At 53.1% G+C, this 14,813-nt stretch carries 12 protein-coding genes; 7 read left to right on the forward strand and 5 right to left on the reverse strand.

The features are described 5' to 3' along the window. Positions 1–82: 82 nt before the first annotated feature. Entirely contained in the window at positions 83–217 is a 135-nt protein-coding gene (locus K0778_RS27665; RefSeq protein WP_000660586.1) for a hypothetical protein, read from the reverse strand. 75 nt (positions 218–292) lie between these two features. On the opposite strand from K0778_RS27665, the gene metF reads away from it, so the two are divergent. The 3 genes from metF (at position 293) to yijE (ending at position 4,690) form a co-directional block, all read left to right on the forward strand. Further along, positions 293–1,183 carry a methylenetetrahydrofolate reductase gene (gene metF / locus K0778_RS08610; protein ID WP_000007523.1) on the forward strand — a complete coding sequence of 297 codons (891 nt, stop codon included), beginning with the start codon at positions 293–295 and terminating at the stop codon, positions 1,181–1,183. Between the two features lie 328 nt (positions 1,184–1,511). Further along, positions 1,512–3,692, forward strand: coding sequence for a catalase/peroxidase HPI (gene katG / locus K0778_RS08615; RefSeq protein ID WP_001295695.1), 2,181 nt, complete (start codon positions 1,512–1,514; stop codon positions 3,690–3,692). Between the two features lie 92 nt (positions 3,693–3,784). Further along, positions 3,785–4,690: a cystine transporter YijE gene (gene yijE / locus K0778_RS08620; protein WP_001271242.1), complete on the forward strand. Its 906-nt coding sequence runs from the start codon at positions 3,785–3,787 to the stop codon at positions 4,688–4,690. A gap of 26 nt (positions 4,691–4,716) precedes the next feature. On the opposite strand, the gene K0778_RS08625 is transcribed toward yijE, so the two are convergent. The 4 genes from K0778_RS08625 to ptsP all read right to left on the reverse strand — a co-directional run bounded on the left by K0778_RS08625 (position 4,717) and on the right by ptsP (position 9,898). After that, positions 4,717–5,334, reverse strand: a complete 618-nt coding sequence (locus K0778_RS08625; RefSeq protein ID WP_000647870.1) for a DUF1287 domain-containing protein — start codon at positions 5,332–5,334, stop codon at positions 4,717–4,719. 274 nt (positions 5,335–5,608) lie between these two features. Continuing rightward, positions 5,609–6,712, reverse strand: a complete 1,104-nt coding sequence (gene gldA / locus K0778_RS08630; protein WP_000374004.1) for a bifunctional L-1,2-propanediol dehydrogenase/glycerol dehydrogenase — start codon at positions 6,710–6,712, stop codon at positions 5,609–5,611. A gap of 10 nt (positions 6,713–6,722) precedes the next feature. Continuing rightward, entirely contained in the window at positions 6,723–7,385 is a 663-nt protein-coding gene (gene fsa, locus K0778_RS08635; RefSeq protein WP_000424841.1) for a fructose-6-phosphate aldolase, read from the reverse strand. An 11-nt stretch (positions 7,386–7,396) separates the two neighbouring features. Further along, positions 7,397–9,898, reverse strand: coding sequence for a phosphoenolpyruvate--protein phosphotransferase (gene ptsP, locus K0778_RS08640; protein WP_001185138.1), 2,502 nt, complete (start codon positions 9,896–9,898; stop codon positions 7,397–7,399). A 308-nt stretch (positions 9,899–10,206) separates the two neighbouring features. Here ptsP and K0778_RS08645 point away from each other — a divergent pair, with 308 nt between their 5' ends. The 4 genes from K0778_RS08645 to K0778_RS08660 are packed head-to-tail and all read left to right on the forward strand — an operon-like array spanning position 10,207 to position 14,813. Further along, positions 10,207–11,286, forward strand: a complete 1,080-nt coding sequence (locus K0778_RS08645; RefSeq protein WP_001004446.1) for a PTS fructose transporter subunit EIIC — start codon at positions 10,207–10,209, stop codon at positions 11,284–11,286. A 14-nt stretch (positions 11,287–11,300) separates the two neighbouring features. Next, positions 11,301–11,621, forward strand: coding sequence for a PTS fructose-like transporter subunit IIB (locus K0778_RS08650; RefSeq protein ID WP_000161265.1), 321 nt, complete (start codon positions 11,301–11,303; stop codon positions 11,619–11,621). A 50-nt stretch (positions 11,622–11,671) separates the two neighbouring features. Further along, the gene (locus K0778_RS08655; protein WP_000184830.1) at positions 11,672–13,969 is read left to right on the forward strand and encodes a formate C-acetyltransferase; all 2,298 of its coding nucleotides are present in this window, start codon (positions 11,672–11,674) and stop codon (positions 13,967–13,969) included. Continuing rightward, complete coding sequence (locus K0778_RS08660) at positions 13,935–14,813, forward strand: [formate-C-acetyltransferase]-activating enzyme (RefSeq protein WP_000204139.1); 879 nt, start codon at positions 13,935–13,937, stop codon at positions 14,811–14,813. Before K0778_RS08655 ends, K0778_RS08660 begins: the two co-directional genes overlap by 35 nt.

Here is a 14,813-nt window from a genome sequence, read left to right on the forward strand (position 1 = left end):
AAATATATTGAATTATCATAGGATTAGGCCGGATTAAGCGTTTACGACGAATCCGGCAAGAAGCAATAAGTACATGGTTAGTTTATATTTGCAGTCCGGTTTGCTTTGCATACCGGATTTTCTTTTTCTTACCATCCTGAAGTTTTTTCATCTTCCCTGATTTTTCCTCACCATCATTGGTCATTTTTCGGTTGACGCCCTTCGGCTTTTCCTTCATCTTTACATCTGGACGTCTAAATGGATAGATGTGCACAACACAACATATAACTACAAGCGATTGATGAGGTAAGGTATGAGCTTTTTTCACGCCAGCCAGCGGGATGCCCTGAATCAGAGCCTGGCAGAAGTCCAGGGGCAGATTAACGTTTCGTTCGAGTTTTTCCCGCCGCGTACCAGTGAAATGGAGCAGACCCTGTGGAACTCCATCGATCGCCTTAGCAGCCTGAAACCGAAGTTTGTATCGGTGACCTATGGCGCGAACTCCGGCGAGCGCGACCGTACGCACAGCATTATTAAAGGCATTAAAGATCGCACTGGTCTGGAAGCGGCACCGCATCTTACTTGCATTGATGCGACGCCCGACGAGCTGCGCACCATTGCACGCGACTACTGGAATAACGGTATTCGTCATATCGTGGCGCTGCGTGGCGATCTGCCGCCGGGAAGTGGTAAGCCAGAAATGTATGCTTCTGACCTGGTGACGCTATTAAAAGAAGTGGCAGATTTCGATATCTCCGTGGCGGCGTATCCGGAAGTTCACCCGGAAGCAAAAAGCGCTCAGGCGGATTTGCTTAATCTGAAACGCAAAGTGGATGCCGGAGCCAACCGCGCGATTACTCAGTTCTTCTTCGATGTCGAAAGCTACCTGCGTTTTCGTGACCGCTGTGTATCGGCGGGCATTGATGTGGAAATTATTCCGGGAATTTTGCCGGTATCTAACTTTAAACAGGCGAAGAAATTTGCCGATATGACCAACGTGCGTATTCCGGCGTGGATGGCGCAAATGTTCGACGGTCTGGATGATGATGCCGAAACCCGCAAACTGGTTGGCGCGAATATTGCCATGGATATGGTGAAGATTTTAAGCCGTGAAGGAGTGAAAGATTTCCACTTCTATACGCTTAACCGTGCTGAAATGAGTTACGCGATTTGCCATACGCTGGGGGTTCGACCTGGTTTATAAATAGTGTGGCTTTTGTGAAAATCACACAGTGATCACAAATTTTAAACAGAGCACAAAATGCTGCCTCGAAATGAGGGCGGGAAAATAAGGTTATCAGCCTTGTTTTCTCCCTCATTACTTGAAGGATATGAAGCTAAAACCCTTTTTTATAAAGCATTTGTCCGAATTCGGACATAATCAAAAAAGCTTAATTAAGATCAATTTGATCTACATCTCTTTAACCAACAATATGTAAGATCTCAACTATCGCATCCGTGGATTAATTCAATTATAACTTCTCTCTAACGCTGTGTATCGTAACGGTAACACTGTAGAGGGGAGCACATTGATGAGCACGTCAGACGATATCCATAACACCACAGCCACTGGCAAATGCCCGTTCCATCAGGGCGGTCACGACCAGAGTGCGGGGGCGGGCACAACCACTCGCGACTGGTGGCCAAATCAACTTCGTGTTGACCTGTTAAACCAACATTCTAATCGTTCTAACCCACTGGGTGAGGACTTTGACTACCGCAAAGAATTCAGCAAATTAGATTACTACGGCCTGAAAAAAGATCTGAAAGCCCTGTTGACAGAATCTCAACCGTGGTGGCCAGCCGACTGGGGCAGTTACGCCGGTCTGTTTATTCGTATGGCCTGGCACGGCGCGGGGACTTACCGTTCAATCGATGGACGCGGTGGCGCGGGTCGTGGTCAGCAACGTTTTGCACCGCTGAACTCCTGGCCGGATAACGTAAGCCTCGATAAAGCGCGTCGCCTGTTGTGGCCAATCAAACAGAAATATGGTCAGAAAATCTCCTGGGCCGACCTGTTTATCCTCGCGGGTAACGTGGCGCTAGAAAACTCCGGCTTCCGTACCTTCGGTTTTGGTGCCGGTCGTGAAGACGTCTGGGAACCGGATCTGGATGTTAACTGGGGTGATGAAAAAGCCTGGCTGACTCACCGTCATCCGGAAGCGCTGGCGAAAGCACCGCTGGGTGCAACCGAGATGGGTCTGATTTACGTTAACCCGGAAGGCCCGGATCACAGCGGCGAACCGCTTTCTGCGGCAGCAGCTATCCGCGCGACCTTCGGCAACATGGGCATGAACGACGAAGAAACCGTGGCGCTGATTGCGGGTGGTCATACGCTGGGTAAAACCCACGGTGCCGGTCCGACATCAAATGTAGGTCCTGATCCAGAAGCTGCACCGATTGAAGAACAAGGTTTAGGTTGGGCGAGCACTTACGGCAGCGGCGTTGGCGCAGATGCCATTACCTCTGGTCTGGAAGTAGTCTGGACCCAGACGCCGACCCAGTGGAGCAACTATTTCTTCGAGAACCTGTTCAAGTATGAGTGGGTACAGACCCGCAGCCCGGCTGGCGCAATCCAGTTCGAAGCGGTAGACGCACCGGAAATTATCCCGGATCCGTTTGATCCGTCGAAGAAACGTAAACCGACAATGCTGGTGACCGACCTGACGCTGCGTTTTGATCCTGAGTTCGAGAAGATCTCTCGTCGTTTCCTCAACGATCCGCAGGCGTTCAACGAAGCCTTTGCCCGTGCCTGGTTCAAACTGACGCACAGGGATATGGGGCCGAAATCTCGCTACATCGGGCCGGAAGTGCCGAAAGAAGATCTGATCTGGCAAGATCCGCTGCCGCAGCCGATCTACAACCCGACCGAGCAGGACATTATCGATCTGAAATTCGCGATTGCGGATTCTGGTCTGTCTGTTAGTGAGCTGGTATCGGTGGCCTGGGCATCTGCTTCTACCTTCCGTGGTGGCGACAAACGCGGTGGTGCCAACGGTGCGCGTCTGGCATTAATGCCGCAGCGCGACTGGGATGTGAACGCCGCAGCCGTTCGTGCTCTGCCTGTTCTGGAGAAAATCCAGAAAGAGTCTGGTAAAGCCTCGCTGGCGGATATCATAGTGCTGGCTGGTGTGGTTGGTGTTGAGAAAGCCGCAAGCGCCGCAGGTTTGAGCATTCATGTACCGTTTGCGCCGGGTCGCGTTGATGCGCGTCAGGATCAGACTGACATTGAGATGTTTGAGCTGCTGGAGCCAATTGCTGACGGTTTCCGTAACTATCGCGCTCGTCTGGACGTTTCCACCACCGAGTCACTGCTGATCGACAAAGCACAGCAACTGACGCTGACCGCGCCGGAAATGACTGCGCTGGTGGGCGGCATGCGTGTACTGGGTGCCAACTTCGATGGCAGCAAAAACGGCGTCTTCACTGACCGCGTTGGCGTATTGAGCAATGACTTCTTCGTGAACTTGCTGGATATGCGTTACGAGTGGAAAGCGACCGACGAATCGAAAGAGCTGTTCGAAGGCCGTGACCGTGAAACCGGCGAAGTGAAATTTACGGCCAGCCGTGCGGATCTGGTGTTTGGTTCTAACTCCGTCCTGCGTGCGGTGGCGGAAGTTTACGCCAGTAGCGATGCCCACGAGAAGTTTGTTAAAGACTTCGTGGCGGCATGGGTGAAAGTGATGAACCTCGACCGTTTCGACCTGCTGTAATCTGACCCCGTTCAGCGGCTGCTTGCTGGCAGTCGCTGAACGTTCTTTACCAGCGTATAGTGGGCGAACGAAAACTACACACTGGATCTCTCATGTCTGCCGCAGGAAAGAGCAACCCACTGGCAATCAGTGGCCTGGTTGTGCTCACACTTATCTGGAGTTATAGCTGGATTTTCATGAAGCAAGTCACCAGTTACATCGGTGCCTTCGACTTTACCGCCTTACGCTGCATTTTCGGCGCTCTCGTTTTATTCATCGTCCTTTTATTACGTGGTCGCGGAATGCGCCCGACACCGTTTAAATACACCTTAGCCATTGCCCTGTTACAAACCTGCGGGATGGTTGGTCTGGCGCAGTGGGCGTTGGTCAGCGGAGGTGCGGGGAAGGTGGCGATCCTGAGCTATACCATGCCGTTCTGGGTGGTGATTTTCGCCGCGTTGTTTCTCGGTGAACGCCTGCGACGTGGGCAATATTTCGCGATTCTGATTGCCGCTTTCGGCTTATTTTTGGTGTTGCAGCCGTGGCAACTCGATTTCTCTTCGATGAAAAGTGCCATGCTGGCAATCCTCTCCGGCGTCAGTTGGGGGGCGAGCGCGATTGTTGCTAAACGTCTGTATGCCCGTCATCCGCGCGTGGATTTATTGTCGTTAACATCCTGGCAGATGCTGTATGCGGCGCTGGTGATGAGTGTGGTCGCTTTACTGGTGCCGCAACGTGAAATTGACTGGCAGCCCACCGTGTTCTGGGCGCTGGCCTACAGTGCGATTCTGGCGACGGCACTGGCGTGGAGCTTATGGTTGTTTGTATTGAAAAACTTGCCTGCCAGTATTGCCAGCTTAAGCACACTGGCCGTTCCCGTTTGCGGCGTACTCTTTTCCTGGTGGCTGCTCGGCGAGAATCCGGGGGCCGTTGAAGGTAGCGGTATTGTGCTGATTGTGCTGGCACTGGCGCTGGTGAGCCGTAAGAAAAAAGAAGCCGTCAGTGTAAAAAGGATCTGAATTTTTTCTTCATGTGGGGCGATCTCTTATTTAACAAAATAACGATAATGCCCCACCATCCGCCAGTTAAACAGCACATCTTCTTCCTGCGCGCCTGCGCCAATGTTATGTATCACCAGCGGCGTACCGTCGCGGGCGAAGCCATCTGAAACCACCCCAATATGTGCCAGCCCGTTATCCAGTCGCCAGGAGACAATATCGCCCGCTTGATAGTCACTGGGGTTCTTGCTGGTGGGGCGTGTTTTATCATGGCGGCTAAACCAGGTTTCCAGATTAGGCACCCGACGGTGATCGATGTTGCTGTCCGGGCGCTTTAACTGCCATTTTTGCGGGTACTCAGCAAAATTCTTCGCCATATCTTCGTGAACCAGTTTCTGCAAATCGACCTTCTGGCTGCGCAATGCGCGGATCACCACATCAGAACAAACACCGCGTTCTTGCGGGACATCACCGCCAGGATAGGTAAGCCGCACATACGCCGGATCGTAAAATAGCGTGTTGCCGATTTGCTGTCTGGCACCGTCTGCGATGGCAAGGTTGGTATTGGCCTGGATTTGTACCACGGTTGGTGGAACGGCGGGAGATTTTAAGGAGTGGCTGGTAAATGCCGTTAGCAGGCTGAGCAGCGCCAGTGAAGCTTTCATCTGGTTCGTCCGTGAAAATAAGAGTCACAGATTCGACCTTCCGGGCTAACGATTGTTCTGTAGAGAAAATGTCCAGAAGCGGATAAAAAATTCCTGAACAACGTGGGAGTTTCAGATTACTGGCACAGAGTGCCGGATGCGGAGTGAACGCCTTATCCGGCCTACAAAAGCACGCAAATTCAATATATTGCAGAGATTGCGTAGGCCTGATAAGCGTAGCGCATCAGGCAATTTTGCGTTCAAACTCCCGGACAAGCCGGGAGTTTGGAGTAGGTTATTCCCACTCTTGCAGGAAACGCTGACCGTACTGGTCGGCTACCAGCAGAGCGGCGTAAACCTGATCTGGCGTCGCGCCGCCAGGCATGTTGTGGATGGTTTCACCTTCTGCACATGCCGCTTCTGCCACAATTCGCATTTTCGCCGGGACATCTTCTTTAATATCCAGTTGAGCGAGAGTTATTGGCAAACCTACCGCATGGCTAAGCGCAGCTACGGTTTCGATTTCCTCCACCGGCGCGTTTTCCAGAACCAGCTGCGTCAGCGTACCGAATGCCACTTTTTCACCGTGATAATAGTGATGCGCGTCCGGGATAGCGGTCAGGCCGTTATGCACTGCGTGCGCCGCAGCCAGACCACCACTTTCAAAACCAACACCGCTCAAATAGGTGTTCGCTTCAATCACGCGCTCCAGCGCCGGAGTCACTACATGCTGTTCGGCAGCAAGCATCGCTTTTTCGCCTTCTTCCAGCAGGGTGTTGTAGCACAGTTCAGCCAGTGCCAGCGCAGCCTGGGTGCACTTGCCGCCCGCCATGGTGGTCGCGCCGCTACGAGAGCAGGCACGCGCTTCAAACCAGGTTGCCAGCGCATCGCCGATACCCGCCGCTAACAGACGTGCAGGTGCGCCAGCGACGATTTTGGTGTCGACAATGACCATATTCGGGTTATTTGGCAACAGCAGATAGCGGTCAAACTCACCCTCATCGGTGTAGATAACAGACAATGCGCTGCACGGTGCATCGGTAGAGGCGATAGTCGGTGCGATCGCTACCGGAACACCCATGAAATGTGCCAGTGCTTTGGCAGTATCGAGGGTTTTTCCGCCACCGATACCGAGAATTGCGCCACACTGCGCAGTCTCCGCGATGCCACGCAGACGGTCGATCTCATTTTGCGAACATTCACCGCCAAACGGCGCAATTTCTACTACCAGTCCAGCATCTTTAAAGCTTTTCTCGACAGTGGATTGAGCAAAACCTAAAACAAATTTGTCACCCACCACTAACCAGCGTTCTGCCAGCGGCTTCAGGTATTCGCCCAGACGATTAATCACATCAGCGCCCTGGATGTATTTACCCGGTGATTGAATAATGCGGTCCATAATTGCTCCTTTAGAGATGAGTAGTGCCAAATGCGGCATTCCAGTCGTGTTCGAACTTCTCTATAGCTGACTCTACCGCAGGGGTGTTGAGCATTTGTTGCGCTACATCTAAGGGCAGGGTGATGGATTCACATCCTGCCAGTAAACAGTCCAGCGCCTGACGCGGCGTTTTAAAGCTGGCCGCCAGCACCATGCTTTCTGGCGCGTGCATTTCTAACAGCGTTTGCAGCTCCTGAACCGTACGAATGCCGTCCCCGCCCTGGGCATCTACGCGGTTAACATACGGAGCAACGTATTTTGCCCCTGCCAGTGCGGCTAATAACCCTTGTGCGGCGCTATATACAGCGGTGCCAAGTGTAGTAATACCCTCTTTTTTCAGCAACTTAATGGCGGCCAGACCTTCGGAAGTCACCGGGATTTTCACCACAATGCCCGGAATGGCGTCGCGCAGGCGCTTCGCTTCTTCCACCATACCCTGCGCGTCACGACTCATAGTCTGAGCAAACAGAATGCCCTCATCACCAATCGCTTTTTGCAGACGCGGCAGCACTTCCCAGATGGACTCCTTGCTGGCAGCGATAATGCTCGGGTTAGTTGTCACCCCGGCAATGGGGAATATGCGTGCCAGACGTTCGACTTCTGCGACGTTAGCGGTGTCCAGATACAGTTCCATGATGTTTCCTTTTACAGTTCCAGTTCATGTTGCAGCAGGCTGGCGATAGCGTCGGCAGAGGCGGCGTTAACCAGCGCGTTACGGAATTCTTCGTGCATGATGCGGCGAGCGAGGCGCGAGAAAATGCGCATATGCTGATCGCCCGCAGCGTGTTTGTTCAGGGTTAACATAATGATGAATTGCGCTTCATCATCGCCCCAGCGCACCGGCGCTTGCAGACGCGCTACGCTGATGGTGGATTGCTCAATGTGTTCTGATTTGCTGTGGGGAATGGCAAAACTAAAGCCCAGACCGGTAGAGAAAACGGCCTCGCGCGCCCATAAGTCGGCTTCCAGTTTACGCGGATAGCGGCAGCGGCCCGCCAGCAGCAGGTTATCGGTCATGCCTTTGAGCACTTCTTCTTTGCTGCGCCAGTCACTTTCCAGCGTGATGCACTCGGCGGTGACCAGCGGTGCGTCCTGTTGGGTCATGCGGAATTGCGCCAGCAGATGTTCCACTTCCAGCGAAGTACGGCAGGCCATTGCCTGGTTGAGCAACTGGCGGCACTCACGGCTATCAAGTTGCGCCATTCGCGCTTTCGCCGCCGGAATTGACGGTGCGCTCATGCTGAGTTCATCCAGCCCTAAACCGACCAGCAACGGCAGCACGGAACCTTTCGCTCCCAGCTCACCGCACAGACCAATCCATTTGCCCTGGCGATGCACCGCCTGCACGGCGTAATCGAGCGCCCGCAAGAATGCCGGATTCAGGCTGTTGTAGTGACGAGTAACCTTAGCGTTATCGCGATCCACCGCCAGCAGATATTGCGTCAGGTCATTACTACCAATACTAAAGAAATCAATCTCTTCGCAGCATTGATCGATGATGAACATCACCGACGGCACTTCCAGCATAATGCCGAGCTGGATCTTCTCATCAAACGGAATGTGTTCGTTACGCAGTTGCTGTTTGGCTTCCGCCAGTTTTTCTTTCACCCATAAGATCTCTTCCATTGAGGAGATCATCGGGATCATGATTTTCAGGCTGCCGTGAGCAGAGGCGCGCAGGATTGACCGTAGTTGTGTGGTAAACAACGACGCGTATTCTTCATAAATACGCACCGCGCGATAACCGAGGAACGGGTTAGCTTCTGCCGGAATGTTCAGATAATCAACGGGTTTATCACCGCCAATGTCCATAGTGCGCACAATAATGCTGCGTCCGTTGGCAGACTCCAGCGCCTGACAAAAAATGTTGTACAGCTCGCTTTCACCCGGTGCACTGGTGCGATCCATATAGAGCATTTCAGTGCGGAACAAACCAACGCCTTCCGCACCATTGCCGAATGCGGCCTGCGCTTCCACGGAGTGAGCGATGTTAGCGGCAATTTCAATACGGATACCGTCAGCGGTACGGGCTTGTTGGGTCAGCCAGACACGCTGTTGCTCACGAAGGGCGTCCTGTACGCGGGCTTCTTGCTGATAATAACGAGCTACGGCTTCCCCTGGCTCAACCACAATCGCCCCAGCGTTGCCGTCGATATAAATCGTTTGATGCTGCCACGGAGTGAGGGCATCAATATCCACACCAACCAGTGTCGGAATGTTGAACGAACGGGCAAGAATTACGGTATGTGAGGTGGTGCCGCCACTTTTCAGTAACAGACCTTTGAGGTGATTTTTATCCAGTTCGAGGAACTGGCTGGGAGTCAGTTCATCAGCCATACAAATGGCGGGCTGCGTCAGTTTGCCCGGTGCCGGGAAGCGTTGCTCACCGTAGATTTGCTGGAGTAACTGGAAGCAGACGTCGCGTACGTCCAGGGCACGTTCTTGCAGGTAGCTGCTGCTGGAACGGGCGAACTCTTCGCAAAAGTGATTCGCACTGGCGACAATCGCTTCGGCGCAGCTTAATCCGGCGCTGACGCCTGCCAGTAAATGTTCGCGCAGGGAAGTATCGCCAGCCAGGGATCGGTGCGCTTCCAGAATCGCGCTGGTAGCACCGTCGCTATCCAGCAGACGAAACTCAATGTTTTTCAATACCAGTGTCAGGCCGTTTTCCAGTGCGGATTGTTCGGCGTCAACGCCTTTGGCAGCGGGAAGATTACTCAGCGCATTGAGATCTAAAGAAGAGATCGGCGTCAGAATGCCGCCTGCGCTACCGCTGCACACGGTGCGGGCGCGGATAATTTGCGGATTCAGATTGGTCAATGAAACCGGCAGTGGTTCCAGTTCGTCAGATTTAACTTCCGCCAGCGGCGCATCGCAGTGGGGGAATTCATCGCGCAGCCATTGGCTTAAACGCTGGTGCGCTTCCTGTTCGTCGGCCCCGGAAATCAGTAACTGGCAATTATCGCCCACCAGCGTGTCGGTGCCAATCAGCGCCAGGGCGCTTTTGGCGTTGCCTTTACGGTCAGTGCGCAGGTTATGCCACTCAATTTGTGATGAAAAAGTATTACACAGCGTTTCAACGTGGCTTGCCGGACGTGCATGTACGCCGTTAGGTAGCTCACAAATAAATTCCACAATCAGGGCCATTGCCTCTCTCCCGGTACGGTTTTCTGTTTACAGGATAAGAGCGCACGGCAACGGCCTGCCATGTGACAAATCTGCCAAAAGCTGGACAAATGTAATGTAACCGTCAATTTGCGACGCGTCTCACAAGACGCCGTTTTGCGGCATGCTTCCGGATTATCGCGAGTTATGAGGCGGATCGCATTTTTGTACTGATATTACAAAAGTCCAGTAAATGGCCTTTTTATCCACTGTTTGCTCCGCCTGCGATTGCCTATTGTTTCCTCCATCAAAAATATGGACATGGGCTTTTGCAAGCCCGGGAGCAGCTTATGAATGAGTTGGTGCAGATCCTGAAAAATACCCGTCAGCATTTAATGACGGGCGTTTCACACATGATTCCCTTCGTGGTATCGGGCGGTATTTTGCTGGCGGTTTCCGTCATGTTGTATGGCAAAGGCGCAGTGCCGGATGCCGTAGCCGATCCGAATCTGAAAAAACTGTTTGATATCGGCGTTGCGGGTTTGACGCTGATGGTGCCTTTCCTCGCCGCTTACATTGGTTACTCCATTGCAGAGCGTTCTGCGCTGGCTCCGTGCGCTATCGGTGCCTGGGTTGGTAACAGCTTTGGTGCGGGCTTCTTTGGTGCGCTGATCGCCGGGATTATCGGCGGCATCGTGGTGCATTACCTGAAGAAAATTCCGGTGCATAAAGTTCTGCGCTCGGTGATGCCTATCTTCATTATTCCTATCGTCGGCACACTGATTACCGCAGGCATCATGATGTGGGGCTTGGGCGAGCCTGTAGGGGCGTTGACCAACAGCCTGACTCAGTGGCTTCAGGGGATGCAGCAGGGCAGCATTGTTATGCTGGCGGTGATCATGGGTCTGATGCTGGCGTTCGATATGGGCGGTCCGGTTAACAAAGTGGCCTATGCCTTCATGCTGATTTGCGTTGCTCAGGGTGTTTATACCGTGGTGGCCATCGCTGCCGTGGGTATTTGTATCCCGCCGCTGGGGATGGGGCTGGCGACGCTGATTGGTCGTAAAAATTTCTCCGCAGAAGAGCGCGAAACCGGCAAAGCGGCACTGGTGATGGGCTGTGTTGGCGTTACTGAAGGGGCGATTCCTTTCGCCGCTGCCGATCCGCTGCGTGTCATTCCTTCCATCATGGTCGGTTCAGTTTGTGGTGCAGTAACTGCGGCGCTGGTCGGTGCGCAGTGCTATGCAGGCTGGGGTGGTCTGATTGTGCTGCCGGTGGTTGAAGGCAAGCTGGGTTATATCGCAGCAGTGGCTGTCGGAGCAGTGGTGACGGCTGTTTGTGTGAACGTGCTGAAAAGTCTGGCGCGTAAAAATGGGTCTTCGACTGATGAAAAAGAAGACGACCTGGATTTGGATTTTGAAATTAATTAATTGAGGAACAAGCCATGACGAAAATTATTGCAGTAACCGCATGTCCTTCAGGTGTTGCCCATACCTATATGGCAGCAGAAGCGCTGGAAAGTGCCGCGAAAGCGAAAGGCTGGGAAGTGAAAGTAGAAACCCAGGGCTCAATTGGTCTGGAAAATGAACTGACTGCGGAAGACGTGGCGAGCGCCGATATGGTGATTCTGACTAAAGATATCGGCATCAAGTTTGAAGAGCGTTTTGCTGGCAAGACCATCGTGCGCGTCAACATCAGCGATGCGGTAAAACGTGCTGATGCCATTATGAGCAAAATTGAAGCTCACCTGGCGCAAACCGCTTAAGTTCTTATCCCGCCCGTAAGGGCGGGTTCGCTTTCCCACAGGAGTTCCTCATGACGAATCGTATCTCTCGCCTCAAAACTGCACTGTTTGCCAATACCCGTGAAATCTCGCTGGAGCGGGCGCTGCTTTATACCGCCAGCCATCGGCAAACCGAAGGCGAACCGGTGATATTGCGCCGGGCGAAAGCAACAGCGTATATCCTTGAACATGTTGAAATTTCGATTCGTGATGAAGAACTGATTGCCGGTAACCGCACCGTAAAACCGCGCGCCGGGATTATGTCGCCGGAAATGGACCCTTACTGGCTGCTGAAAGAGCTGGATCAATTCCCGACGCGTCCGCAGGACCGCTTTGCTATCAGCGAAGAAGATAAACGTATCTACCGCGAAGAGTTGTTCCCGTACTGGGAAAAACGTTCGATGAAAGATTTCATCAACGGGCAGATGACAGATGAAGTAAAAGCCGCGACCAGCACGCAGATTTTCAGCATCAACCAGACAGATAAAGGCCAGGGGCACATTATTATTGATTACCCACGCCTGCTGAATCACGGGCTGGGGGAGCTGGTAGCACAGATGCAGCAACATTGTCAGCAACAGCCGGAGAATCACTTTTATCAGGCAGCGCTGTTACTGCTGGAAGCCTCGCAGAAACACATTTTGCGTTACGCCGAACTGGCGGAAACGATGGCGGCAAACTGCACAGATGCCCAGCGTCGCGAAGAGCTGCTGACTATTGCGGAGATCTCCCGCCATAACGCGCAACATAAGCCGCAGACGTTCTGGCAGGCGTGCCAGTTATTCTGGTACATGAACATCATTCTGCAATACGAATCCAACGCCAGTTCGCTATCGTTGGGGCGCTTCGACCAGTATATGTTGCCGTTCTATCAGACATCATTAACCCAGGGCGAAGATGCGGCGTTCCTGAAAGAACTGCTCGAATCTTTATGGGTGAAATGCAACGACATCGTGCTGTTGCGCTCCACCAGCAGCGCGCGTTATTTCGCCGGTTTCCCGACCGGCTATACCGCACTGCTCGGCGGGTTAACCGAGAACGGACGTAGCGCGGTGAACGTGCTTTCGTTCCTTTGCCTTGACGCCTATCAAAGCGTGCAATTACCGCAACCGAACCTCGGCGTGCGCACTAACGCCTTGATCGACACGCCGTTCCTGATGAAAACCGCCGAAACCATTCGCCTCGGCACCGGTATTCCGCAAATCTTTAACGATGAAGTGGTGGTGCCAGCGTTCCTCAACCGTGGCGTTTCGCTGGAAGATGCGCGCGACTATTCCGTAGTGGGCTGTGTGGAATTATCTATTCCCGGCAGAACCTACGGCTTGCATGACATCGCGATGTTTAACCTGCTGAAAGTGATGGAAATCTGCCTGCATGAAAATGAAGGCAATGCCGCGCTGACTTATGAAGGTTTACTGGAACAGATCCGTGCCAAGATCAGCCACTACATCACCCTGATGGTTGAAGGCAGTAATATTTGCGATATCGGCCATCGCGACTGGGCACCTGTACCGCTGCTCTCGTCTTTTATCAGCGATTGTCTGGAAAAAGGCCGCGATATTACCGATGGCGGCGCGCGTTATAACTTCTCCGGCGTACAGGGGATCGGTATCGCCAACCTGAGCGATTCTCTCCATGCGTTGAAAGGGATGGTTTTTGATCAACAGCGTTTAAGTTTTGACGAATTGCTGTCGGTATTAAAAGCCAACTTTGCAACGCCAGAAGGCGAAAAAGTCCGCGCTCGCTTAATTAACCGCTTTGAGAAATACGGTAACGATATCGACGAGGTGGATAACATTAGCGCCGAACTGTTGCGCCACTACTGCAAAGAAGTGGAAAAATACCAGAACCCGCGCGGCGGCTACTTCACGCCGGGATCGTATACCGTTTCTGCTCACGTTCCGTTGGGATCGGTGGTTGGCGCGACGCCAGACGGTCGTTTTGCCGGAGAACAGCTGGCAGACGGCGGCTTGTCACCTATGCTGGGTCAGGACGCACAAGGGCCAACGGCGGTACTGAAGTCAGTCAGTAAGCTCGATAACACACTGCTGTCTAACGGTACATTGCTGAACGTGAAATTCACTCCGGCGACCCTGGAAGGTGAAGCGGGATTACGCAAACTGGCCGACTTCTTACGGGCGTTTACCCAGCTTAAGTTACAACATATTCAGTTTAACGTGGTGAACGCCGACACGTTGCGGGAAGCGCAACAGCGCCCACAAGATTATGCCGGGCTGGTGGTGCGCGTTGCCGGATACAGCGCCTTCTTTGTCGAACTGTCGAAGGAGATCCAGGATGACATCATCCGCCGGACAGCGCATCAGCTGTAACGTTGTGGAAACGCGCCGCAATGATGTGGCGCGCATTTTCAACATTCAGCGTTATTCACTGAATGACGGTGAGGGCATTCGTACGGTGGTCTTTTTTAAAGGCTGTCCGCATCTTTGCCCGTGGTGTGCTAATCCGGAGTCGATCTCCGGCAAAATCCAGACGGTACGCAGAGAGGCGAAATGTCTGCACTGTGCGAAATGTTTGCGTGATGCGGATGAATGCCCCTCCGGGGCGTTTGAACGGATTGGTCGCGATATCAGCCTTGACGCTCTGGAACGGGAAGTGATGAAAGATGACATTTTTTTTCGCACGTCCGGCGGCGGCGTCACGCTTTCTGGCGGCGAAGTGTTAATGCAGGCGGAGTTTGCTACCCGTTTTTTACAGCGACTGCGGCTGTGGGGTGTGTCATGCGCCATTGAAACTGCCGGAGACGCGCCAGCAAGCAAGCTGTTACCGCTGGCGAAATTGTGCGATGAAGTGCTGTTCGATTTAAAAATTATGGACGCGACTCAGGCGCGGGATGTGGTGAAGATGAACCTGCCACGCGTGCTGGAGAATCTGCGTTTGCTGGTGAGTGAGGGTGTCAACGTGATCCCGCGTTTACCGTTGATCCCTGGTTTCACGCTCAGCCGGGAGAATATGCAGCAGGCGCTGGATGTACTGATCCCGCTGAAAATCAGGCAGATCCATCTGTTACCGTTTCATCAGTACGGCGAACCGAAATACCGCCTGCTGGGGAAAACATGGTCGATGAAAGAGGTGCCTGCGCCGTCGTCAGCCGATGTGACAACGATGCGCGAAATGGCAGAACGGGCCGGATTTCAGGTTACCGTGGGAGGTTAA

The sequence above is a fragment of the Escherichia sp. XD33 genome, assembly GCF_019375075.1.
Lineage (GTDB): Bacteria > Pseudomonadota > Gammaproteobacteria > Enterobacterales > Enterobacteriaceae > Enterobacter > Enterobacter flexneri_A.

Coding starts and splice junctions, on each gene's coding strand:
- K0778_RS08650 (WP_000161265.1), top strand. CDS start 11,301: ATGACGAAAATTATTGCAGTAACCGCATGTCCTTCAGGTGTTGCCCAT.
- K0778_RS08660 (WP_000204139.1), top strand. CDS start 13,935: ATGACATCATCCGCCGGACAGCGCATCAGCTGTAACGTTGTGGAAACG.
- K0778_RS08645 (WP_001004446.1), top strand. CDS start 10,207: ATGAATGAGTTGGTGCAGATCCTGAAAAATACCCGTCAGCATTTAATG.
- gldA (WP_000374004.1), bottom strand. CDS start 6,712: ATGGACCGCATTATTCAATCACCGGGTAAATACATCCAGGGCGCTGAT.
- K0778_RS08625 (WP_000647870.1), bottom strand. CDS start 5,334: ATGAAAGCTTCACTGGCGCTGCTCAGCCTGCTAACGGCATTTACCAGC.
- K0778_RS27665 (WP_000660586.1), bottom strand. CDS start 217: ATGAAGGAAAAGCCGAAGGGCGTCAACCGAAAAATGACCAATGATGGT.
- K0778_RS08655 (WP_000184830.1), top strand. CDS start 11,672: ATGACGAATCGTATCTCTCGCCTCAAAACTGCACTGTTTGCCAATACC.
- yijE (WP_001271242.1), top strand. CDS start 3,785: ATGTCTGCCGCAGGAAAGAGCAACCCACTGGCAATCAGTGGCCTGGTT.
- fsa (WP_000424841.1), bottom strand. CDS start 7,385: ATGGAACTGTATCTGGACACCGCTAACGTCGCAGAAGTCGAACGTCTG.
- katG (WP_001295695.1), top strand. CDS start 1,512: ATGAGCACGTCAGACGATATCCATAACACCACAGCCACTGGCAAATGC.
- metF (WP_000007523.1), top strand. CDS start 293: ATGAGCTTTTTTCACGCCAGCCAGCGGGATGCCCTGAATCAGAGCCTG.
- ptsP (WP_001185138.1), bottom strand. CDS start 9,898: ATGGCCCTGATTGTGGAATTTATTTGTGAGCTACCTAACGGCGTACAT.